The organism is Geodermatophilus sp. SYSU D01186 (genome assembly GCF_054050215.1).
The window spans coordinates 14,144-36,298 of sequence record NZ_JBJGYW010000038.1 but is presented as its reverse complement, the minus strand read 5'-3'; the positions used below and the strand labels follow the sequence as shown (position 1 = coordinate 36,298).

Sequence of the window (22,155 nt, the reverse complement as noted above, 5' to 3'; positions counted from 1 at the left end):
CCCCGGCCCGCGTCCGGCGCCGGTCCCCGGCCCGGCCGCCGTGGCAGGAGCCCCGACCCCGGCCGAGGTCGAGCCCGGGTCCGGGAGCCCGGCGGCGGAGGAGGCCGGGGGCGGGGCCTTCGCCGACCTGGCTGAGCGGCCCCTGGCCGAGCACGTGGCCGTCTTCGAGGCCGAGCACGCTCGGCTGCAGCGCGAGCTCGCCACGATCGACCAGCTCTGATGGTCCGCCGCAGCCGGCTCGACGCGGAGCTCGTGCGCCGCGGGCTGGCCCGGTCCCGCGAGCACGCCGTCGCGCTGATCAACGAGGGCCGGGTGGCCGTCTCCGGCCGCGCGGCCACCAAGCCCGCCACGGCGGTGGACCCGAACACCCCCGTCGTCGTCCGTACCGACCCCGACGCACCGAGCTGGGTGTCCCGCGGGGCGCACAAGCTGCTGGGGGCGCTCCAGGCGTTCCCGGTGCCGGTCGAGGGCCGGCGCGCGCTCGACGCCGGCGCCTCGACCGGCGGCTTCACCGAGGTGCTGCTGCGCGGCGGCGCCCGGGAGGTCGTGGCCGTCGACGTCGGCTACGGCGAGCTGGCGTGGTCGTTGCGCACCGACGAGCGGGTCACGGTGCTCGAGCGGACCAACGTGCGGTCGCTGACACCGGAGCAGATCGGCGGACCGGTGGACCTCGTCGTCGCCGACCTGTCCTTCATCTCCCTGCGCCTGGTGCTGCCCGCGCTCACCGCCTGCGCCACCGCTGCCGCCGACCTCCTGCCCATGGTCAAGCCGCAGTTCGAGGTGGGCCGGGAACGGCTGGGCGCCGGCGGCGTGGTGCGCGACCCGGCTCACCGGCACGACGCCGTCCTCGAGGTCGCCCGCGCGGCGGCCGAGCTCGGGTGGGGCACCGCCGGCGTGGTCGCCAGCCCGCTGCCCGGCCCGGCCGGCAACGTCGAGTTCTTCCTGTGGCTGCGCCGGGACGCCGGTCCACCACGGGAGGACGACGTGCGCCGTGCCGTCGAGGAAGGACCATCGTGAACCGGCGGGCCAGCCCGCCCACCGGCGCCACCGAGGAGGAAGCGTGAGCGAGGTCAGTCCCGCACTGTGGGCGCCCAGCGGGAGCAGGCACGTCCTGCTCACCGTGCACACCGGCCGGCAGGACATCGTGGAGCTGGCCCGCAGCTCCGCCGCCCGCCTGGCCAAGGCCGGCATCACCGTGCGACTGCTGGAGGAGGAGGCGACCGAGCTCGGCATCGAGGGCGCGCACGTGGTCGCCGCCGACGCCGAGGCCGCCCGCGGCGCCGAGATCGTCATGGTCTTCGGCGGCGACGGCACGTTCCTGCGCGCCGCCGAGCTGGCGCACCACAGCAACGCCGCGCTGATGGGGGTCAACCTCGGCCGGGTCGGCTTCCTCGCCGAGACCGAGCCGGAGGCGGTCGAGGAGACCCTCACCGCGATCGAGCGCTGCGAGTACTCGGTGGAGAAGCGGCTGGCCATCGAGGTCGACGTGCTGGACGGCACCGGCGCGGTGGTGGGCGGCACCTGGGCGCTCAACGAGGCGTCGGTGGAGAAGAAGGAGCGCTCCCGGGTACTCGACGTCGTCCTCGCCATCGACGGCCGGCCGCTGACCAGCTTCGGGTGCGACGGCATCCTCTTCTCCACGCCGACCGGGTCGACCGCCTACGCCTTCTCGGCCGGCGGACCCGTGGTCTGGCCCGACGTCGAGGCGATGCTCGTGGTGCCGTCCAACGCCCACGCGCTGTTCTCCCGGCCGCTGGTCACCTCACCGGACTCCGTGCTGAGCGTGGCCATCCCCGCCGACGGAAACCGGGCGCGGGTCTCCGCCGACGGGCGCCGGGTGCTCGAGGTGCCCGAGGGCGGCCGGGTCGACGTGCGGCGGGCCGCCCGGCCGGTCCGGATCGCCCGCGTGCACAAGGCGACCTTCGGCGACCGGCTGGTGGCCAAGTTCGGCCTGCCCGTGCGCGGCTTCCGCGACGCGCGCACGCACGACCCGGGCCACGAGCTGACCCCCACCCGCAACGTCCTGACCCGCGGCATCGTCGGCGGGGACACCCGGGAGGAGGGCCGCGGTGGCGGCACGGACGACGACGCGTGAACCCCGCCGGAAGCCGGCGCCGGTCCCGGCGGGCGACTCCGGACCCGAGGACGCCGGCCGGACGGCTCCGGGCGCCGGTCCGGCGGAGGGGGAGGGCGCGCCGGCGGCAGGTCGGCGTGGCCGGCTGACCGAGCTGCGCATCCGCGGGCTCGGCGCCATCGACGACGTCACCCTCGAGCTCGGGGACGGGCTGACGGTGGTCACCGGGGAGACCGGGGCCGGCAAGACGATGGTCGTCACCGGGCTGACCCTGCTCTTCGGCGGGCGCGCCGACCCCGGACGGGTGCGCGCCAACGGCCGCGCCGGGGTCGAGGGGCGGTTGGCCCTGCCCGCGGACTCGCCGGTGTGGGAGCGGGCCGCCGACGCCGGTGCCGACCCGGACGACGACGGCAGCCTCATCCTCGCCCGCACGGTCAGCGCCGAGGGCCGGTCGCGGGCGCACCTCGGCGGGCGCAGCGTGCCGGTGGGCGTGGTCGCCGAGTTGGCCGAGGGGCTGCTGGCGGTGCACGGGCAGAGCGACCAGCTGCGGCTGTCCCGCCCCGCCGAGCAGCGGCGCGCGCTGGACCGGTACGCCGGCCCGGCGCACCTGGAGCTGCTCGACCGCTACCGGGTCGCCTACGCCCACTGGCGGGAGCTGGCGGCCGACCTGGACCGGCGCCGCGGCCAGGCGCGGGAGCTGGCGCAGGCCGCCGACGTGCTGCGGCACGGGCTGGAGGAGATCGAGGCGGTCGGCCCGCAGCCAGGGGAGGACGAGGAGCTCGACGCGCAGGCGCGGCGGCTCAGCGACGCCGACGCGCTGCGCGCCGCCGCCGACGAGGCCCGGATGGCGCTGGTGGGCGACGTGACCGGTGACCTCGGCGCCGACGACCTCCCGCAGGACGCCACCGCCGCGCTGGCCATCGCCGAGCGTGCCCTGGCCGCCTCCGACGACCCCACGCTGGTGCTGCTGGCCAAGGACCTCGCCGACGCCGTCGCCGTGGTCTCCGACGTCTCCGGTCAGCTGGCCACCTACGTCGCCGACCTCGACGCCGACCCCGCGCGCCTGGCCGAGGTCCTGGACCGCCGTGCCGCGCTCACCGCGCTGGTGCGCAAGTACGCCGACGTCGGGGAGGGCGTGCACGGCGTCCTCGCGTGGGCCGAGGACGCCCGGGGCCGGCTGGCCGAGCTCGACGTCTCCGACGAGGCGCTCGAGGCGCTGGAGGCCGCCCGCGACACCGCGCGCGCGGAGCTCGCCGACCTCGGCGCCCAGGTCTCGGCGGGGCGCCGCGCGGCCGCCGACGGGTTCGCCGCGGAGGTGGGCCGGGAGCTGGCCGGCCTGGCGATGAAGACCGCCCGCGTCTCCTTCTCGATCGACACCGACCCGGACGCCCCCGGCCCCGAGGGCCTCGACGAGGTCGCGCTGCTCATGGCCGCGCACCCCGGCGCCCCGCCGCGGCCGGTGCACAAGGGCGCCTCGGGCGGTGAGCTCTCCCGCGTCATGCTCGCGATCGAGGTGGTGTTCGCGGGTGCCGACCCCGTGCCGGTGATGGTCTTCGACGAGGTCGACGCCGGCGTCGGCGGTCAGGCGGCCGGCGAGATCGGCCGGCGGCTGGCCCGGCTGGCCCGCCAGCACCAGGTCGTCGTCGTCACGCACCTGGCCCAGGTCGCCGCGTTCGCCGACACCCACCTCGTCGTCGACAAGTCGCCGGACACCGGCGCGGGCGTCACGGCCACCGACATCCGCGGCGTGGACGGCGAGGACCGGGTGCGGGAGCTGGCCCGGATGCTGTCCGGGCTCACCGACAGCGACACCGGTCAGGCGCACGCCCGCGAACTGCTCGCCGTGGCTGCGGCGGCCCGCGCGGCGACCTGAGCGGGGCCCCGGCGGGCTGCACCCGGCCGGGTGATCGTCGTTCCGACCGTGGACCCGGCCGGGGGACGGCAGGAGTGGCGGCGCTCCGGCCGGGGTAGGGGTCGATCGTGCGCAACCGATGCCTGGTCAGTGTCGACCACCCCGGGACCCGCCGGAGCGGCGGGTCCGCCCGGTGAGCTGCTTCTCCTCCGCCGACGAGTCGGCGCACTACGGGTTCTCCGTCTGCATGCTGCTGCAGCACTACCGCGATCAGCTCGGCTGGGCGGAGGAGGGCGTGGTCGAGCTCGGCACCGGCGACGCCACCGCCATCGCCGACGTCGTCGCCGGGCTGCCGGAGCTGCGGGTGCGCAGCTTCGACATCAGCGCCCCGTCGGTCGAGAGGGCCCGGGAGAACATCGCCGCGCGCGGTGTGGGCGACCGCTACACCGTGGAGCTCGGCGACTTCTTCGACGGCGCGGACTCCGCCGGGTCGCCCGCCGTGTCCACGGTGATCGCCAACCCGCCCTACATCCCTGCACCCGACCGCGACATCCTCATGCCGGAGCTGTGGGGCGGGGTGCACGGCAACGACCTGGTGCTGCAGCTGCTCAAGGCCGGCTACCGCAACGTCGTGGTGGCCGTGCCCAGCTACTCCGACCCGGGCAGCACCGTGGCCACTGCCGGCGACCTCGGCTACCGGGTGGCCAACTTCCTGGCCATGGGCCTGGACTACGGGCCCTACAGCTCCGAGCCCAAGGTCCGCGACCACATCCGGCGGATGTGCGCCGAGGGCCGCGGCTGGGCGGGGGACGACGAGTACATGGTCGCCGTCGCCCTGTTCACCCAGGACCCCCACATCCCCGGCGACCGCTCCACCCAGCTGCTCCGGGCCCTGCAGATCCCGGTCTGACCCGGCACAGGGCAACGGCGGGGCCGACCCGGACAGCCGGCGCCGGCACCTGACCGCGTTCGGGACGGCGAGCCGCCCGGCGACGCGGGGCGAGGAGTGGGGCCGGAGGCTCCCTCGACGAGAGCCGGGTGGGGTTCCGCGCCGCACGGGACGGCACCCGGCCGCGGTGCGGTCCCGAGGACCGCAGTGTGGTGGCGCTCCGGTCCCGAGGACCGCAGTGCGGACCGGTCACGGGGACCGCCGTCTCACCGCCGCTTGGCGTATCCGGCCAGACCGAACTGCAGGAGGGCCAGCCCGCGCTCGCCGCGGGCCCGCAGCTCCGCGGTGAGCTCCGGGCCGGTGACCCCGGCGAGCACCCGGTCGCGGGCCAGCTCGAGCAGCGCCGCGTAGAGGCCCAGCACCGAGTGGGCGGCCAGCCACGGGGCGAGCTCGCCGGGCTCGGGGCGGGTCTCCTCGGCGATCAGCTCGGCCAGTGCCGCGGTCAGCTCGCCCAGGATCTCCCGCTCGCGGACCTGCAGCGTGTGGCTGCCGCGGATGATCCGCGCCATCTCCGCCACGCCGGCCGCCGCCTCGGGCGCGCCCAGCCCGCTCATGGCCCGGACGACGAAGGTGCCGGCTGCCGCCGTCACCGACTCCCCGGCCGGACGGGTGCGCACCGCGTCGAGCAGGGCGGCCCGCATCGGCGGGTCGGCCTCGAAGACCAGGCCCTCCTTGACCGGGAAGTGGTTGAACACCGTCTTCTCCACCACGCCGGCGCGCTGGGCGATCTCCACGACGCTGACCGCGTCGAAGCCGCGCTCGGCGAACAGTTCGGCGGCGGCGTCCACGATGGTCGCCCGGGTCTGCTGGCGGCGGCGCTCGCGCAGTCCCGGCCCGCGCAGCGCGCGCCGGCTGCGGCGCCCGCCCCGCGCGGGGTCGGCCGGGGCGGCCGCCGCCGAGGCCGGGGGAGCGGGCGCGGTCGCCCCGGGCAGCGGGGGCGGCGTGTCGTCGTCCTCGACGGGGACCGGGGCGTCCTCGCCGGCCTCGGCCGCGGCCTCCGCGTCGGAGGAGGGGGCGCCGTCCACCAGCACGTCGTCCTCTGAGGTCCGGCCGACCGTGTGCGCCGCTCGTGTCACCCACGCAAGGCTAGCCAGCCGACCTGGACCCTCCGGCGGGTCCCGTCGCGGCACCGCGCCCGGCGTGTCGCGCGCCCCGTGGTGTCGCTCACGTAACGTGACGGAACGGTTGCCCCTGCGCGTCGGACGACGGCGTGCCGGAGCGCCCGTGGGAGGGTGTAGGCCATGCGCATCGGCTCCCTCCGTCGTGGCCGGGCACCGGAGTCGGCACCGGGAGTGACCGGCACCGTGCGGCTGGACCGCCGGACCAAGAACCTCACCAAGCGCCTGCGCCCCGGCGACGTCGCCGTCATCGACCACGTCGACATCGACCGCGTGAGCGCGGACTCCCTCGTCGCCTGCAGGGTGGCCGCCGTCGTCAACGCCTCGGCCAGCATCTCCGGCCGCTACCCGAACCTGGGCCCGGAGATCCTCACCAACGCCGGCATCCCCCTGGTGGACAACGTCGGGAAGGAGGTGCTCTCCGCGGTCAAGGAGGGCGCCCAGGTCCGCGTGGACGGCGACCGGCTGCTGCTGGACGACGGCACCGTCCTCGCCAAGGGCACCGAGCAGACCCCGGAGACGATCGCCGAGGCGATGGCCGAGGCCAGAGCCGGGCTGTCGGTCCAGTTGGAGGCCTTCGCCACCAACACGATGGAGTACATGAAACGTGAGCGGGCGCTGCTGCTCGACGGCGTGGGCGTGCCCGACGTCGTCACGCCCATCGAGGGCCGGCACGCGCTCGTGGTCGTCCGTGGGTACGACTACAAGGAGGACCTCCAGGCGCTGCGGCCCTACATCCGCGACTACCGGCCGGTCCTCATCGGTGTCGACGGCGGCGCCGACGCGCTCAAGGAGGCCGGCTACCAGCCGGACATGATCATCGGCGACATGGACTCGGTGAGCGACGACGTCCTGCGCTGCGGCGCCGAGGTCGTCGTCCACGCCTACGCCGACGGCCGCGCGCCGGGGCTGGCCCGCGTGCAGGACCTCGGCGTCGACGCCATCACCTTCCCCGCCGCGGCCACCAGCGAGGACATCGCGATGCTGCTGGCCGACGAGAAGGGCGCCAAGCTCATCGTCGCCGTCGGCACGCACGCCACCCTCGTGGAGTTCCTCGACAAGGGCCGCGGCGGCATGGCCTCGACCTTCCTCACCCGGCTGCGGCTGGGCGGCAAGCTGGTCGACGCCAAGGGCGTGAGCCGGCTGTACCGCAGCCGCATCTCGACGCTGACCCTGGTCGTGCTGGTGCTGGCCGCCTTCGTGGCCATCGGGTCGGCCCTCGCGGTGTCCGCGGCCGGCCGCGTCTACTTCGAGCTGCTGCTCGACCAATGGAACAGCTTCGTGTTCTGGCTGGAGAACCTCTTCTCGTGATCGACTTCCGCTACCACCTGGTCTCGCTGATCGCGGTGTTCCTGGCCGTGGCGCTCGGGATCGTCATCGGCACCACCGCGCTCAACCAGCCGATCCTCAGCGACCTCGAGAGCCAGGTCGACGCGCTGGCCGCGGACAAGCGGTCGCTGGAGGACCAGTCCCGCGAGCTGCAGGCCCAGCTGGACACCGGCGACGCCTTCGAGGACGCCGTCGCCCCCGCGCTGGTCGCCGGCAGCCTCGGCGGCCGCAGCGTCGTGCTCGTGGTGACCAGCGAGGAGGTCGAGGCCGAGACCGTCGAGGAGGTCGCCACGCTGGTCGGCCAGGCCGGCGGCGCGGTCACCGGCACCCTCCGCCTGCAGCCGGAGTACAGCGACCCCGCGACGGCCGCCAGCCTGCAGAGCTACGTGACCGGCCCCGGCCTGCCCACCGGCCTGACCCTCCCGGAGACCGACGACACCGGTCAGCTGGTCGGGTCGCTGCTGGCGCAGGTCCTCATGCGGCCGGCCGGGGGCGCGCCGGCACCGGACACCGCCGCGCTCTCCTCGGTCCTCGCGGGCCTGTCCGCGCTGGAGGTCCTCACCCAGGAGTCGCCGTCGGTGACCCCGGCCGACTTCGCCGTCGTCCTCACCGCCGGCGCCTTCGCCGACGACGAGGCCGAGGACCGCACGGGCACCCTGGTCGACCTGGCCGTCGCGCTGGACGCCGCCGGCTCGGGTGCGGTCGTCTCCGGCGACGCCGCCAGCGCGCGGGACACCGGCCTGGTCGGCGTCATCCGCGCCGACCCCGGGTTCTCCGCCGCGGTGTCCACCGTCGACAACGTCGTGGCCTCCGCCGGGCGGATCAGCACCGTGCTGGCCCTGGGGCGGGAGGGCGAGGGCACCTCCGGCAAGTACGGCACGGGCGAGGACACCCAGCCGGTGCCCCCGGTCCCCGCCGCCACCCCGTGACCCGCCGGTCCGACGGCGCCCGGCGGACGGCGCTGCTGGCGCTGGGCGGCGCGGCCGCGGCCCGGGTGGCGCTGGCCGGAGCCGCCGCTGTCACCGCCCGCCCGGCCGGGGCGCCGTGGCGCCGCACCAACTACGCCGGCCGCCCGGTCACCCTGCTCGGCGGACCCGCGCTGGCGGTCGCCGCCACCGCCACCGCGGCGGCCGGGGCGCCCGCGGGCACCCGCGCCGCGGCGCTGCTGGCCGGCACCGCCTCCGGGCTGGTCGGGGCCTACGACGACCTCGCCGGGGCCCGTCCCGAGCAGGCCCGCGACAAGGGCCTCGCCGGGCACCTGGCCGCCCTGCGCGCCGGGCGGGTGTCGGCCGGCGCGGTCAAGGTCGCCGGCATCGGCGCGGCCGCCGCGGCCTCGGCGCTGCTGACGCGGCGCGGGCGCGGCCCGGTGGCGCTGGCCGACGCCGTCCTCACCACCGGCCTGGTGGCCGGCACCGCGAACCTGGTGAACCTGCTCGACCTGCGCCCCGGCCGCGCCGCCAAGGCCGCGAGCCTGGCGGCGGCCGCGGGCCTGGGCGGTCGCGCCGGCGGGCTGGTCGCGGGCCCGCTGGGAGCCGCCCTGGCCGTCCTGCCCGCCGACCTCGGCGAGCGGGTCATGCTCGGCGACTGCGGTGCCAACTCCGTGGGCGCCCTGCTCGGGCTGCGGCTGGCCGCCATCCCGGGGCGTCCCGCCCGCGCCGGCCTGCTGGCCGCGGTCGTCGCACTCACCCTGGCCAGCGAGAAGGTGAGCTTCACGGAGGTCATCGAGGCCACGCCGGGCCTGCGGGAACTGGACCGGCTCGGCCGCCGTCGCGCATGACGCGTCGGCAGGTCCTCCGCGGGGTCGCCGGCGCCGCCGCCCTCATCGCCGTCCTCACCGTGCTGGCGCGGCTGGCCGGTTTCGCCCGGACGCTGGTGTTCACCAACACCGTCGGCGCCGAGAGCACCGGTGACACCTACCTCGCGGCCAACAACGTCCCCAACATCGTGTTCGAGGTCGTGGCCGGCGGCGCGCTGGCCGGCCTCGTCGTCCCCATGCTCGCCGGGGGCATCGCCACCGGGGACCGCGAGCAGGTCCGGCGCACCGCCTCGGCGCTGCTGGGCTGGAGCCTGCTGGTCCTGACCCCGCTGGCCGTGCTGCTGGCCGTCCTCGCCGAGCCGATCGCGCGGCTGCTGCTCGGCTCCGACGACGAGGCGCAGGTCGACCTCGCCGCGCGGTTCCTGCTCGTGTTCGCCCCGCAGGTGGTCCTCTACGGCATCGGCATCGTGCTGACCGGCGTCCTGCAGGCCCACCGCCGCTTCGCCGCCCCCGCCCTGGCGCCGCTGCTGTCCAGCGTCGTGGTCGCGGGGGCGTACCTGACCTTCGCCGCCATCGGGGGCAGCCGGTCGGCGGACGGCCTGACGACGCCGGCGGAGCTGGTCCTCTCCGTGGGGACGACGCTCGGCGTGGTGGCCCTGACCCTCAGCCTGCTGCCGGCCCTGCGCCCGCTGGGGCTCGGGCTGCGGCCGTCGCTGCGCTTCCCGGTCGGCGCGGCTCCGCGGGTGCGGCGGCTCGCGGTGGCCGGCGTGCTCACCCTCGCCGGCCAGCAGCTGGTGGCCGTGGTCGCCATCCGGCTGGCCAACGCCGGCGCCCCCGACGGCACCCAGGTCGTCTACGTCGCCGGGCTGACCCTCTTCCTGGTGCCGTGGGCGGCGCTGGCGGTGCCGCTGGCCACCTCGGCGTACCCCGGGCTGGCCGAGCGCGCCGAGGTGGGCGACGAGGCCGGCTACCGGCGGGCCCTCGCCCCGGCCGCCGCCCTGGTCCTGGTCGCCTCGCTGGCCGCCGTCGCGGTGCTGGTGGCCGTGGCCGGGCCGATGGCGCGGGTCTTCCTCGCGGGGGAGCCGCCGGCGACGGTCGGCGCCCTGCGGGACACGATCGTCGCCTTCGCCCCCGGGCTGGCCGGCTACGGGCTGGTCGCGCTGCTCAGCCGCGCCCTGTACGCCCGCGGCCTGTGGAAGGCCCCCACGGTGTGCGTGCTGGGCGGCTGGCTGCTCGCGGTCGCCGCCGACGTCGTCCTCGCCGGGGTGCTGCCGCCGGCCGACCGCGGCGCGGCGCTGGCCGCCGGGCACACCCTCGGGGTCACCGTCGCCGGGCTGGCGCTGCTGGCCGTCGTCGCCCGGGTGGCGGGGCCCGCCGCGCTGGCCGGGGTGCCGCGCACCGGGCTGCCCGCGCTGCTCGCCGCCGGTCTCGGCGCGGCCGCCGGGCTGCTCACCGCCCGCGCGCTGGACGCCGACCCCGTGCCCCGAGGCAGCCTGGTGTCGGTGATGGGCGCCGGCGTGCTCGCCGCGGCGGTGGCGCTCGCGGTCGTGGCGGCGGTCATGATGGTCACGGCGCGCGGCCCGCTGCGGTCGGCCGTGCGGGGGCTGCGGACGTCGGACCGGGAGGTGCAACGGTGACTGACCCGCTGCCGCTGCAGGGCCGCCGGGTGGCCGAGGTGCTCGCCACGAGCACCGGCGGCGTGGGCACCCACGTGCGGGCGGTGCTGCCCCCGCTGCTGGCCGCCGGCGCGGACGTCGCGGTCTGCGGGCCGGCCGCCACCGAGCAGCTGTTCGGCTTCACCGCGACCGGCGCGGAGTTCAGCCCCGTCGGCATCTCCGCGGGCCTGGCCCCGGCCGCCGACGCCCGCGCCGTCGCCGCGCTGCGCCGCGCCACCGCCGGCACCGACCTCGTGCACGCCCACGGCCTGCGCGCCGGCCTGGTGGCCGCCGCGGCCCGCCGGCTCGGCGACCGGCGCCGGCCCCTGGTGCTCACCCTGCACAACGCCCTGCCCGACGGCGGCGGCCCGCTGCGCCGGGTCCTCCGCGCCGCCGAGCGGGCCACCATCCGGGGCGCCGACCTCGTCCTGGCCGCCTCCGGCGACCTCGCCGAGAACGCCTGGCGGCAGGGCGCCCGCGACGTGCGGGTGGCCCCGGTGTCGGCGCCGCCGCTGCCCCCGCCGGGCCGGCCCGCCGCCGACGTGCGCGCGGGACTCGGCCTCGCCGACGGGCGCCCGCTGGTCGTGGCCGTGGGCCGGCTGCACCCGCAGAAGGGCTACGACGTCCTGCTCGACGCGGCCGCCCGCTGGTCCGCCGACGCCCGCCTGCCCGCACCGCCGCTGGTCGCCGTCGCCGGCGACGGGCCCCTGCAGGGGGAGCTGACCGCCCGCATCGCCGCCGAGCAGCTGCCGGTCACCCTGCTCGGCCGCCGCGCCGACGTCGCCGACCTGCTCGCCGCCGCCGACCTGGTGGTGCTGCCCTCGCGCTGGGAGGCCCGGTCGCTGACCGCCCAGGAGGCGCTGCGCTCCGGCACGCCGCTGGTGGCCACCCGCACCGGCGGGCTGCCCGAGCTGCTCGGGGACGCCGCCGAGCTCGTCCCGGTGGGAGACGCCGCGGCGCTGGCCGAGGCGGTCACCGGCCTGCTGACCGACGCCGACCGTGCCCGGCGGCTCGCCGAGGCCGGCACCCGCCAGGCGGCCACCTGGCCCGACGAGGCGGCCACCGCCCGCCAGCTGGTCGCCGTCTACCGGGAGCTGCTCGGTCCCCCGGGGGCCGGCGCCCGATGACCCCGGTCCGCCGGGCCGCCGCCCTGCTGGCCGTGGTCCTCACCGTGCTGCTCGCCGGCGGCGCGACGACGGCCGCCGCGGCGCCCGCGGGAGCCGACCGCGTCCTCGTCGTCGGCGTGCCCGGCCTGGTCTGGAGCGACCTGGACCCCGACGCCACCCCGAACCTGTGGGCGCTGGCCGACGACGCCCCGATCAGCGCCGTCTCGGTGCGCGCCGCCCGCGCCACCAGCTGCCTGCTCGACGGCTGGGCCACCCTCGGCGCCGGCAACCGGGCACGATTCCCCGCACCGGACGAGTCGATCCCGCCGGTCCCGCTGCCCACCGTGCCCCTGCCCGGGGAGGCACCCGGCACCGACGGCGAGCCGGCCGATCCCGGCGCCGCGCCGGCCGACGACGCCGTCCCGGAGGAGGAGCAGGCGCCCGCCGTGCCCCCGGCCGCGCCGTCGCTGTCGCACTGCGGACTGCAGGAGCGGCTGGCGGCGGCCGGCCTGGCCGACCCGCACTCGGCGGTGGCCGCGGTGGCCGCCGACCCGGCCACCGCCCGCTTCGGGGCCGAGCCGGCCGCGCTCGGCGCCGCGGTCGGCTGCGCCACCGTCGTCGGCCGCGCTCCCGCGCTGGCCGCTGCCGCGCCCGGCGTCGCGCTCACCCAGCGGGAGCGGCTGCCCGCCGACCCCGCGCAGGTGGCCGAGCTGCTCGCCGGCTGCCCCCTCACGCTCGTCTCCCTCGACCCGCTGGTGGACGCCGGTGAGGCCGACCTGGAGAGCAGCGACACCGGCACCGAACCCCGGCCGCGGGCCACCGCCGTCGGCGAGATCGACGCCGCGGTGGGCCGGCTGGCCGCCGCCGTGGACGCCGCACCGGGGGAGACCCTGCTGCTCCTGCAGGGCGTGTCGGAGGTCAACGACGGCCGTCCGCAGCTGCACGTCGGGATCGCCTCCGGGCCGGGGTTCGAGGAGGCCGGGTGGCTGGACTCGGCGAGCACGGGCCGGGCCCCGTACACCCAGTTGATCGACGTCGCGCCGACCGTGCTCACCGCGCTCGGCCTCGACGTCCCGGCGTCGATGAACGGCCAGCCGCTGCGGGTCGCCGGTGAGCGGCCGCCCCTGGCGGAGGCGGTCGACGTCCTCGACCGGGCCAACACCACCGCCGCGGTCCACTACCGCAGCACCGGCGCGTTCTTCTGGGGTCTGGTCGCGGTGGACGCCGCCGTCGTCGGGCTCGGGCTGCTGGTGGCCGGGGGGCGGCGCCGCGACCGCGCGCCGCGCCGGGCGGGGGAGTGGCTGCGCGGGGCGGTCCGCCCGGTCGCGCTGGGCGCCGCGGCCCTGCCCGTGGCCACCCACCTGGCCGGTCTGCTGCCCTGGGAGGACACCGGGGCGCCGCGACTGGCGCTGGCCGCATCGGTCCTGCTGACCGCCGCGGCGGTCACGGTGGGAGCCGCGCTCGGCCCGTGGCGCACCGCCCGCCTCGGCCCGCCGGCGGCGGTGCTCGCGATCACGCTGGCCACCCTGGTCGGCGACGTGCTCACCGGCTCGCACCTGGAGCTGGGCGGCCTGCTCGGTTACGACGCGATCGTCGCCGGGCGCTTCACCGGGTACGGCAACCTCACCTTCGGCCTGCTGGCGGTCAGTGCGCTGCTGCTGACCGCCTTCGCGGCGGCGGCCGCGGGGCGGCGGGCCCCGGCGTCCCGGTCCCGCGCGGTCGTGGGCGGCACGGTGCTCGCGGCCGGGGTCGCGGTCGCGGCAGTCATCGGCACGCCCGCACTGGGCCGCGACTTCGGTGGCGTCCTCGCCGCGCTGCCGGGGTTCCTGCTGCTGGCCATGCTGCTCACCCGCACCCGCGTGACGCTGACCCGGCTGGCCGCGGTGCTGGCGCTGGCGGTGGTCGCGGTCGGCAGCCTGGCGGTCGCCGACTGGCTGCGGCCCGCCGCCGACCGCAGTCACCTGGGCCGCTTCGTGGAGCAGGTGCTCACCGGCGAGGCGTGGACCGTCGTCAGCCGCAAGGCCGAGGCCAACCTCGGCATCCTCCTCGGCAGCCCGCTGGCCTGGATGCTGCCGGTGGCCCTGGTGGCGGCGGTGTGGCTGGTCCGCCCGGCCGGGGGACGGCGGGGCGGGTGGGTGCAGGGCCTGCTGCCGGCGCCCCTGCGCGGCCCCGGGCTGCTGCGCGGGCGCCCCGACCTGCTGGCCGCCGACGACCTCGCCACGCTCCGGGCCGGCCTGCTGGCGACCGCGCTGAGCCTGGCCGTCGGCGCGGCGGTCAACGACTCGGGCGTGGCGCTGCCGGCGACCGCGGCGTCCCTGCTGGTGCCCCTGCTGGTCTGGCTGGCCGCGGCACCGCGCACCAGCGGCCGCGAGGGGGCCGAGGTGGCCGACGGCACTCCCGGTCCCGACCCGGTCGCCGGGCCCGACCGTGTTACGGTCGTCTCCCGTGGATCGACCGTCTGGAACGCGTGACCATGACTACGGGGCTAAGGGTCTCCTCCACAACTCCCAGCCGACGAAGTTCGTCTTCGTCACCGGTGGAGTTGTCTCCTCTCTCGGCAAGGGCCTGACGGCCAGCTCCCTCGGGGCCTTGCTGTCCAGCCGTGGTCTGCGGGTGACCATGCAGAAGCTGGACCCCTACCTCAACGTCGACCCCGGCACGATGAACCCCTTCCAGCACGGCGAGGTGTTCGTCACCGAGGACGGCGCCGAGACCGACCTGGACATCGGCCACTACGAGCGCTTCCTCGACACCGACCTCACCGGGCGGGCCAACGTCACCACCGGCCAGGTGTACTCCGACGTGATCGCCAAGGAGCGCCGCGGCGAGTACCTCGGCGACACCGTGCAGGTCATCCCGCACATCACCAACGAGATCAAGGCCCGGATCCTGGCCGGCGCCGAGTCGGCCGAGCGCGTGGACGTCGTCATCACCGAGATCGGCGGCACCGTCGGTGACATCGAGTCGCTGCCCTTCCTCGAGGCGGCCCGCCAGGTGCGGCACGAGATCGGCCGGGACAACTGCTTCTTCCTGCACATCTCGCTGGTGCCCTACATCGCGCCGTCGGGCGAGCTCAAGACCAAGCCGACCCAGCACTCGGTGGCCGCGCTGCGCAGCATCGGCATCCAGCCCGACGCGCTGGTCTGCCGGTCGGACCGGGAGATCGGCACCGGGCTCAAGCGCAAGATCAGCCTGATGTGCGACGTCGACGCCGAGGGGGTCATCTCCTGCCCCGACGCGCCGTCGATCTACGACATCCCGAAGGTGCTGCACCGCGAGGGCCTGGACGCCTACGTCGTCCGCCGGCTGGGGCTGCCGTTCCGGGACGTCGACTGGACCGTGTGGGGCGACCTGCTCGACCGGGTGCACTCGCCGAAGCAGACGGTGACGATCGCGCTGGTCGGCAAGTACATCGACCTGCCCGACGCCTACCTGTCGGTCACCGAGGCGCTGCGGGCCGGCGGGTTCGCCCACCGCAGCCGGGTGGAGATCCGCTGGGTGCCCTCCGACGACTGCCAGACCCCGGAGGGCGCCGCGCACGCCCTGGCCGGCGTCGACGGCGTCTGCATCCCCGGTGGGTTCGGCGTCCGCGGCATCGACGGCAAGCTCGGCGCCATCCGGTACGCCCGCGTCAACGGCGTCCCGCTGCTGGGGCTGTGCCTGGGCCTGCAGTGCATGGTCATCGAGGCCGCGCGCAACCTGGCCGGGCTCGAGGAGGCCAACTCCGCCGAGTTCGACCCCGAGACCCCCGACGCGGTCATCGCCACCATGGCCAGCCAGGTGGACGTCGTCGCCGGGCAGCGGGACATGGGCGGCACGATGCGGCTGGGCAGCTACCCGGCCGCCCTGCAGAAGGGCTCGGTGGTGGCCGAGGCCTACGGCAGCACCGAGATCACCGAGCGCCACCGGCACCGCTACGAGGTGGCCAACGCCTACCGCGACCGGCTGACCGACGCCGGCCTGGTGTTCTCCGGCACCTCGCCCGACGGGCTGCTGGTGGAGTTCGCCGAGCTGCCGCGGGAGACCCACCCGTTCTTCGTCGGCACCCAGGCCCACCCCGAGCTCAAGAGCCGCCCGACCCGGCCGCACCCGCTGTTCGCGGCGTTCGTGCAGGCGGCGATCGACTTCTCCGAGTCCGCGCGGCTGCCGGTGCCGGTGGACGAGGCGGAGAAGGTCGGGATCTGACCGTGACGCAGCCCGCCCGGCCGGGGGAGTACGAGGTCCTGGCCTCCGAGACCCTCCACGAGGGCCGGATCATCACGCTGGTCCGGGACACCGTCGCCATGCCCGGCGGCGGGACCAGCGACCGCGAGGTCGTGCGGCACATCGGCGCCGTGTGCGTCGCCGCCGTGGACGACGAGGACCGGGTCGTGATGGTCCGGCAGTACCGGCACCCGGTCGGCGGGTACCTGTGGGAGTTGCCGGCCGGCCTGCGCGACGCCGAGGGGGAGGCGCCGCTGGCCACCGCGAAGCGGGAGCTGGCGGAGGAGGCCGGGCTGTCGGCCGAGCGCTGGTCGCTGATGGTGAACAACCTCAGCACCCCGGGCTTCTGCGACGAGCAGGTGCTGATCTACCTCGCCGAGGGGCTCTCGGAGATCGACCGGCCCGACGGCTTCGTCGTCGAGCACGAGGAGCTGGACATGACCGTGGAGCGGGTGCCGCTCGCCGACGCGGTCGCCCGGGTCCTCGCCGGCGGCATCCGCAACGCCTCGGCGGTCATCGGCGTGCTGGCCGCCGCCCAGGTGCGGGCCACGAAGCCCGAGCTGCGCCCGGCCGACGCGGAGTAGTCCGGGACCGGGACGCGCGCGGCCGGCGTCCACACCCCTCTCGCCGATGCTCGTGCTCTGCCCACGTGGCGGGGCAGAGCACGAGCATCCGGCAACGACCACCAGGGCCGGCGCCGGCCCCGTCCGGCTCGCCGACGTCAGGCGTCCGGGAGGGTCAGCCGATGGTCACCGGGCTCGAGGTGCCCACCTGCACCCAGCGGAGGGCCGAGTCCACCTCGATCTCCTCCTCCAGCCAGAAGACGTAGGGCACCCCGCGCTCCAGGCCGGCGAGGGTGGCGCCGACCTCCACGCAGTTGGCGGCCTGGGCGACGACCTGCTGCGGCGGCACGGGCTGCGCACCGGGCACCAGCCGCTGACTCACCGCCTGCACCCGGTAACGGCGGACGTCGGTGTGGCCGTCCGCCGGCCAGCTCACCGCCGCCGACCCGGGGCCGGGCACGACCGTCGGGCTGATCCGCCGCGGGCTGCCGGTGCTGCCGCAGAGTGCCTCCGGGAGCTCGGTCTCCATCGGCACCCCGCGGGGCACCATCGGGTGGGGGACGTCGACCTGCACGCCCCGGGGGGCCAGCGGAGCGGGGCCGGTGGCGACCACCGGCGGCGCGACGGTCACCGGCAGGGTCGCCGTCTCCTCGGCCAGGGCGGCGGCCGGCGGGACGACGGGGGCGGGCGCCGAGGGGAGTGAGGGCCGGCTGACGGCCGTGAGCTGGGCGGCCACCTGCGTGGCGGGCGCGCTCAGCGTGACCAGCCCGGCGGCGACCACCCCGACGGCGGTGCCGTACCGCCGGCCGGTGCCGCGTCGCCGCCGTCCGTCCCGCCGGCCCTTCTGCCGACCGCCCCGCCGCCCTCCGGCCATGCCCACCTCCGGGTCTCCGGGAGGGACATCGGCACGGGTGGGGCCGTCCTCAACGCCAAACCGGCGCGGTCAGCCCGAGGCGCTCCAGCTCGAGGCCCGCCAGCGCTCGCGTCGCGGCCGCGTCACCGGCGTGCCAGGCCGCCGCGGTGCCCGGGGGCAGCGCGGCCAGCCGGGGCAGCGGTGCCGTGGCCAGCGCCCGGGCGGCGAGGGCGTCCGGATCCGCGGCGGCCAGGGCCTGCGCCGCGCCGGCCTCCCGCGCCCAGCGCAGCCGCCACGGCGCCCAGCGCAGCAGCAGCCAGCCCACCGGCAGCGCCACGAGGACGACGGCCAGCACCGTGGCGAGGGTGCCGACGGCGTCCTGCACGGCCTGCCCCGTGCTGCCGGCGGAGGTCCCCGCGGCACCCAGGGCGTCGAAGGGCGCGGCGAGGTCGTCGCCGACGAGGGGCACGTCGCCGGCGGCCTCGGCCGCCGACGCCATGTTCCCGGCCACCGAGGCGCCGAGGTCCTCGACCGCCCGGCCGGGCTCGGCGAGCACCAGGACGGCGCCGTGCACGGCCCGGGCCACCAGCACCCAGAGGACCAGCCAGGCGAGCATGCCGGCGTCCGCGGCCAGTTGCAGGCCCCGCAGGCGCGGGCGGGGGGCGTACAGGCGCATCGAGGTCCTCCAGGGGGATCGGGCCGGAGGCCCCTACCCGGGGACGGACGGCGTTCACCCGTGCCGGTGCCCGCGGCCCGTTGCGCTCGGGCGCGGCAGGTGATCCCGCCTACACTCCGCGCGAGGCGCGCCCCGACCGGGCGCCCACGACGCGGGACGGGGCCCCGTCACCCTCGGGTGCCCCCGCACCGGGAGCTGGAGTGCGGACATGCGGGTCGGGGTCCCCCGAGAGGTCAAGAACCGCGAGTACCGGGTGGCGCTCACCCCCGCCGGGGTGACCGAGCTGGTGCGCGCCGGGCACACGGTGCTGGTCGAGCGGGGCGCGGGGGAGGGGTCCTCCATCCCGGACGACGACTACGTCGCGGCCGGCGCCCGCATCGTGCCCACCGCGGACGACGTGTGGGGCGCGGCGGACCTGCTGCTCAAGGTCAAGGAGCCGGTCGCGGAGGAGTACGGCCGGCTGCGCGCGGGCCAGACCCTGTTCACCTACCTGCACCTGGCGGCGTCCAAGGAGTGCACCGACGCCCTGGTCACCTCCGGCACCACGGCGATCGCCTACGAGACGGTGCAGACGGCGAACGGCGCGCTGCCGCTGCTGGCGCCCATGTCGGAGGTGGCCGGCCGCATGGCCCCGCAGGTCGGGGCGCACAGCCTGGAGCGGGCGCACGGCGGCCGCGGGGTGCTCCTCGGCGGGGTGTCCGGCGTGTACGCGGCCAAGGTCGTGGTCATCGGCGCCGGCGTCTCCGGCATGAACGCCGCCGCGATCGCCCTGGGCATGCAGGCGGAGGTCGTCGTCCTGGACCGGGACATCGACAAGCTGCGCGCCGCCGACCGCATCTACCAGGGGCACCTGCAGACGGTGGCCTCCAACGCCTACGAGATCGAGCGCGCGGTGCTCGACGCCGACCTCGTCATCGGCGCGGTGCTGGTGCCCGGTGCCAAGGCGCCCACGCTGGTCAGCAACGAGCTGGTGGCGCGCATGAAGCCCGGCTCGGTGCTGGTCGACATCGCCGTCGACCAGGGCGGCTGTTTCGAGGACACGCGGCCCACGACGCACGACGAGCCGACCTTCCGCGTGCACGGGTCGGTGTTCTACTGCGTGGCGAACATGCCCGGCGCGGTGCCGAACACCTCGACCCACGCGCTCACCAACGTGACGCTGCCCTACGTGATGGCCCTGGCCTCCGAGGGCACCGTCGCCGCGGTGCGCGCGGACCGGGCGCTGGCCCACGGGGTCAACGTGGTCGCCGGGCAGGTGGTGCTGCCCGAGGTCGCGGCGGCCCACGGGATGTCCGCCGTCGGACTCGAGGAGGTCCTCCACTGACCGCCGTCGCACCCGCCACCGACGTCGCGCGGACCGTCACCGGCTACCTCGACCACCTGACCGTCGAGCGCGGCCTGGCCGCGAACACGATCGCCTCCTACCGTCGCGACCTGCGCCGCTACACCGAGTTCCTCGAGGCCGCCGGGGTGCGCGGGCTGGCGGAGGTCGCCGAGTCCGACGTCGCCGGCTTCCTCACCGCGCTGCGCCAGGGCGACGACGCCCACCCGCCGCTGTCGGCGACCTCGGCCGCGCGCGCGGTGGTCGCCGTCCGCGGGCTGCACCGCTTCGCCCTGCTCGACGGGCTGGTCCCCGACGACGTCGCCCACGAGGTGCGCCCGCCGACGCCGGCGCGGCGGCTGCCCAAGGCGATCCCGGTCGAGTCGGTCGTGGCCCTCATCGAGGCCGCCGGCGCCGTCGACGGCCCCCGCGGGTTGCGCGACCGCGCGCTGCTGGAGCTGCTGTACGGCACGGGCGCGCGCATCTCCGAGGCCGTGGGGCTGGCCGTGGACGACCTGGACCGCGGCCAGTCGGTGGTGCGGCTGGCCGGCAAGGGCGGCAAGCAGCGCATCGTGCCGGTGGGCAGCTTCGCCGTCCGCGCGGTCGAGGAGTACCTCGTGCGCGCCCGCCCGGCGCTGGCCGCCGCCGGCCGCTCCGGCGTGCGCGGCGGCGCGCTGTTCCTCAACGCCCGCGGCGGCCCGCTGTCCCGGCAGAGCGCCTGGGCGATCCTGCGGACGGCGGCCGAGCGGGCGGGTGGGGTGGACGGGGTGGACCTGGTGGACAGCGTGTCGCCGCACACCCTCCGGCACTCCTTCGCCACCCACCTGCTCGACGGCGGCGCCGACGTCCGCGTGGTGCAGGAGCTGCTCGGCCACGCCTCGGTGACGACCACCCAGGTGTACACGCTCGTCACCGTCGACCGGCTGCGCGAGGTGTACGCCAGCAGCCACCCGCGGGCGCTCACCTGACAGTCGGCGTCCCGCTGGTTCGGTGGCAGTTGCCAGCAGATCTGCCCGAACCTCCGTTCCGGGTTGGCAGTGGTCGCCATGTCGACACGGCGCGCGGCGTGCCTCCTCGGTAAATCGCGGGATCCTCCCTAGCGTCTGGATCACCCGCGCGGCAGAACGGCTGACCGCCCCGGCCCCCGAGGCCGGAACGGGCACGAGGTGGAGGAACCTGACCGATGGCGATCCGAGGGGACGTGGCCGCCCCGGCCGTCGCGCTCCCGACCGACACCGGACCGGAGATGGGCGCCGCCGCCTCGCGGCTGGACCCCGCCCGCGCGCGGGTGCGCCCGCTGCCGGAGCCCAAGCCGCTCACCCAGCACGGGCCCGCCCGCGTCATCGCGATGTGCAACCAGAAGGGCGGCGTCGGCAAGACGACGTCCACCATCAACCTGGGTGCCTCGCTGGTCGAGTACGGCCGCCGCGTGCTGCTCATCGACCTGGACCCGCAGGGCGCGCTCTCCGTGGGCCTGGGCGTGCCGGCCCAGAACCTGGACCGCACCATCTACAACGCGCTCATGGAGCGGCGGACCTCGCTGCGCGACGTCCTGGTGCAGACCGACATCCCGGGCCTGGACCTCGTGCCGAGCAACATCGACCTGTCCGCCGCCGAGGTGCAGCTGGTCAGCGAGGTGGCCCGTGAGCAGACGCTGCTGCGGGTGCTCGCCGACGTCCGGCACGAGTACGACTACATCCTCATCGACTGCCAGCCCTCGCTCGGCCTGCTCACGGTCAACGCCCTGACCGCCGCGCAGGGCGTGGTGATCCCCCTGGAGTGCGAGTTCTTCTCGCTGCGCGGCGTGGCGCTGCTGGTCGACACGATCGAGAAGGTCAAGGAGCGGCTCAACCCGGACCTGGAGATCTCCGGGATCCTCGCGACCATGTACGACGCGCGGACCGTGCACTGCCGCGAGGTCTTCAGCCGCGTCGTCGAGGCCTTCGGCGACACCGTCTTCCAGACCGTCATCCACCGCACCGTGCGCTTCCCGGAGACCACGGTCGCCGGCCAGCCCATCACCACCTGGGCGCCCACCTCCTCCGGTGCGTCCGCCTACCGCGACCTGGCCAAGGAGGTCCTGGCCCTGTGACACGCCGTCCCGTCCTCCCCGGCGCGGCCGAGCTGTTCCGGCGCACCGACGCCGTCGAGGCGACCCCCGAGGTCACCGAGCTGCCCAGCCTCAGCGCCACGGTCAGCTCGCCCGCGCTGCGCGGCGCCGCCGCCCGGCGCAGCGAGCCGACCGCGGCCGAGACGACCGCGCCGCTGACCCTCGTCCCCGGCGGCGCCGCCGACACCGACGACGCCCTCGCGGCCTACCGCGCCCCGGCACCGGCCCCCGTGCGCACGCCGTCGCGGCCCACGCGCGGGCGGGCGACCCGCACCGAGCGCACCAAGCACGACGAGAAGATCACCGTCTACATCTCCGCCGAGGAGCTGCTCGCGCTGGAGGGCGCGCGGCTGTCGTTGCGCGCCGAGCACGGCGTGGCCGCCGACCGCGGCCGCATCGTGCGCGAGGCCATCGCCGTCCTGCTCGCCGACCTGGGCGAGCGCGGCGAGGAGTCGGTCCTCGTCCGGCGGCTCAAGGGCCGCTGAGCTCCCCGGCGTCCTCCGGGTCCCGCGGTCGCAGCCTGTGCACAGACCGTCGTCCGGAGGCGCCGGACGCCACGGTCTGTGCACAGGCCGTCGACAGCCCGCACG

The 22,155-nt window shown here is 76.8% G+C and carries 20 protein-coding genes; 17 read left to right on the top strand and 3 right to left on the bottom strand.

Annotation, left to right across the window (positions count from 1 at the left end):
* Positions 1-40 precede the first annotated feature (40 nt).
* From ACI784_RS21800 to ACI784_RS21780, 5 genes are all read left to right on the top strand, one after another.
* The gene (locus ACI784_RS21800) at positions 41-220 is read left to right on the top strand and encodes a hypothetical protein (protein ID WP_457014877.1); all 180 of its coding nucleotides are present in this window, start codon (positions 41-43) and stop codon (positions 218-220) included.
* Positions 220-1,017 carry a TlyA family RNA methyltransferase gene (locus ACI784_RS21795; protein ID WP_457014876.1) on the top strand — a complete coding sequence of 266 codons (798 nt, stop codon included), beginning with the start codon at positions 220-222 and terminating at the stop codon, positions 1,015-1,017. The genes ACI784_RS21800 and ACI784_RS21795 overlap by 1 nt, the downstream gene beginning before the upstream one ends.
* 43 nt (positions 1,018-1,060) lie before the next feature.
* Complete coding sequence (locus tag ACI784_RS21790; RefSeq protein ID WP_457014875.1) at positions 1,061-2,095, top strand: NAD kinase; 1,035 nt, start codon at positions 1,061-1,063, stop codon at positions 2,093-2,095.
* Entirely contained in the window at positions 2,070-3,947 is a 1,878-nt protein-coding gene (gene recN, locus ACI784_RS21785) for a DNA repair protein RecN (RefSeq protein ID WP_457014874.1), read from the top strand. Before ACI784_RS21790 ends, recN begins: the two co-directional genes overlap by 26 nt.
* A gap of 172 nt (positions 3,948-4,119) precedes the next feature.
* A complete protein-coding gene (locus ACI784_RS21780; RefSeq protein WP_456924274.1) occupies positions 4,120-4,836 on the top strand; it encodes a methylase in 717 nt (238 codons plus the stop codon).
* Between the two features lie 245 nt (positions 4,837-5,081).
* Here the strand turns inward: ACI784_RS21780 and ACI784_RS21775 are convergent, their stop codons facing one another.
* Positions 5,082-5,951, bottom strand: coding sequence for a TetR/AcrR family transcriptional regulator (locus tag ACI784_RS21775; protein WP_457014873.1), 870 nt, complete (start codon positions 5,949-5,951; stop codon positions 5,082-5,084).
* Between the two features lie 216 nt (positions 5,952-6,167).
* On the opposite strand from ACI784_RS21775, the gene steA reads away from it, so the two are divergent.
* The 8 genes from steA to ACI784_RS21735 are packed head-to-tail and all read left to right on the top strand — an operon-like array spanning position 6,168 to position 16,626.
* Complete coding sequence (gene steA / locus ACI784_RS21770) at positions 6,168-7,304, top strand: putative cytokinetic ring protein SteA (RefSeq protein WP_456924276.1); 1,137 nt, start codon at positions 6,168-6,170, stop codon at positions 7,302-7,304.
* Positions 7,301-8,251: a copper transporter gene (locus ACI784_RS21765; protein WP_456924277.1), complete on the top strand. Its 951-nt coding sequence runs from the start codon at positions 7,301-7,303 to the stop codon at positions 8,249-8,251. Before steA ends, ACI784_RS21765 begins: the two co-directional genes overlap by 4 nt.
* A complete protein-coding gene (locus ACI784_RS21760; protein ID WP_456924278.1) occupies positions 8,248-9,099 on the top strand; it encodes a hypothetical protein in 852 nt (283 codons plus the stop codon). Before ACI784_RS21765 ends, ACI784_RS21760 begins: the two co-directional genes overlap by 4 nt.
* Positions 9,096-10,715, top strand: coding sequence for a murein biosynthesis integral membrane protein MurJ (gene murJ, locus ACI784_RS21755; RefSeq protein WP_457014872.1), 1,620 nt, complete (start codon positions 9,096-9,098; stop codon positions 10,713-10,715). Before ACI784_RS21760 ends, murJ begins: the two co-directional genes overlap by 4 nt.
* On the top strand, positions 10,712-11,860 hold the full coding sequence (locus ACI784_RS21750; protein WP_457014871.1) for a glycosyltransferase family 4 protein: 1,149 nt from the start codon (positions 10,712-10,714) through the stop codon (positions 11,858-11,860). The genes murJ and ACI784_RS21750 overlap by 4 nt, the downstream gene beginning before the upstream one ends.
* The gene (locus tag ACI784_RS21745) at positions 11,857-14,310 is read left to right on the top strand and encodes a hypothetical protein (RefSeq protein WP_457014870.1); all 2,454 of its coding nucleotides are present in this window, start codon (positions 11,857-11,859) and stop codon (positions 14,308-14,310) included. Before ACI784_RS21750 ends, ACI784_RS21745 begins: the two co-directional genes overlap by 4 nt.
* Positions 14,267-16,024 (top strand): CTP synthase, encoded by a 1,758-nt coding sequence (locus ACI784_RS21740; protein WP_457014869.1) that lies wholly within the window; start codon positions 14,267-14,269, stop codon positions 16,022-16,024. The genes ACI784_RS21745 and ACI784_RS21740 overlap by 44 nt, the downstream gene beginning before the upstream one ends.
* A gap of 2 nt (positions 16,025-16,026) precedes the next feature.
* Complete coding sequence (locus ACI784_RS21735; protein ID WP_457014868.1) at positions 16,027-16,626, top strand: NUDIX domain-containing protein; 600 nt, start codon at positions 16,027-16,029, stop codon at positions 16,624-16,626.
* Between the two features lie 154 nt (positions 16,627-16,780).
* Here ACI784_RS21735 and ACI784_RS21730 read toward each other — a convergent pair whose 3' ends face one another.
* Positions 16,781-17,479, bottom strand: a complete 699-nt coding sequence (locus tag ACI784_RS21730) for a hypothetical protein (protein WP_457014867.1) — start codon at positions 17,477-17,479, stop codon at positions 16,781-16,783.
* A gap of 49 nt (positions 17,480-17,528) precedes the next feature.
* Positions 17,529-18,134, bottom strand: a complete 606-nt coding sequence (locus tag ACI784_RS21725) for a hypothetical protein (protein ID WP_457014866.1) — start codon at positions 18,132-18,134, stop codon at positions 17,529-17,531.
* Positions 18,135-18,342: 208 nt separating this feature from the next.
* Here ACI784_RS21725 and ald point away from each other — a divergent pair, with 208 nt between their 5' ends.
* From ald to ACI784_RS21705, 4 genes are all read left to right on the top strand, one after another.
* Complete coding sequence (gene ald / locus ACI784_RS21720; RefSeq protein WP_456924286.1) at positions 18,343-19,458, top strand: alanine dehydrogenase; 1,116 nt, start codon at positions 18,343-18,345, stop codon at positions 19,456-19,458.
* Complete coding sequence (locus tag ACI784_RS21715) at positions 19,455-20,423, top strand: site-specific tyrosine recombinase XerD (protein ID WP_456924334.1); 969 nt, start codon at positions 19,455-19,457, stop codon at positions 20,421-20,423. Before ald ends, ACI784_RS21715 begins: the two co-directional genes overlap by 4 nt.
* A 215-nt stretch (positions 20,424-20,638) precedes the next feature.
* On the top strand, positions 20,639-21,547 hold the full coding sequence (locus ACI784_RS21710) for a ParA family protein (protein ID WP_457014865.1): 909 nt from the start codon (positions 20,639-20,641) through the stop codon (positions 21,545-21,547).
* Positions 21,544-22,050, top strand: coding sequence for a hypothetical protein (locus ACI784_RS21705; RefSeq protein WP_457014864.1), 507 nt, complete (start codon positions 21,544-21,546; stop codon positions 22,048-22,050). The genes ACI784_RS21710 and ACI784_RS21705 overlap by 4 nt, the downstream gene beginning before the upstream one ends.
* Positions 22,051-22,155 lie beyond the last annotated feature (105 nt).

What these genes read in the sequence shown, in the direction of transcription:
- murJ (WP_457014872.1), top strand. Translation starts at nt 9,096, where the DNA reads ATGACGCGTCGGCAGGTCCTCCGCGGGGTCGCCGGCGCCGCCGCCCTC.
- ald (WP_456924286.1), top strand. Translation starts at nt 18,343, where the DNA reads ATGCGGGTCGGGGTCCCCCGAGAGGTCAAGAACCGCGAGTACCGGGTG.
- ACI784_RS21725 (WP_457014866.1), bottom strand. Translation starts at nt 18,134, where the DNA reads ATGCGCCTGTACGCCCCCCGCCCGCGCCTGCGGGGCCTGCAACTGGCC.
- ACI784_RS21745 (WP_457014870.1), top strand. Translation starts at nt 11,857, where the DNA reads ATGACCCCGGTCCGCCGGGCCGCCGCCCTGCTGGCCGTGGTCCTCACC.
- ACI784_RS21710 (WP_457014865.1), top strand. Translation starts at nt 20,639, where the DNA reads ATGGCGATCCGAGGGGACGTGGCCGCCCCGGCCGTCGCGCTCCCGACC.
- ACI784_RS21795 (WP_457014876.1), top strand. Translation starts at nt 220, where the DNA reads ATGGTCCGCCGCAGCCGGCTCGACGCGGAGCTCGTGCGCCGCGGGCTG.
- ACI784_RS21730 (WP_457014867.1), bottom strand. Translation starts at nt 17,479, where the DNA reads ATGGCCGGAGGGCGGCGGGGCGGTCGGCAGAAGGGCCGGCGGGACGGA.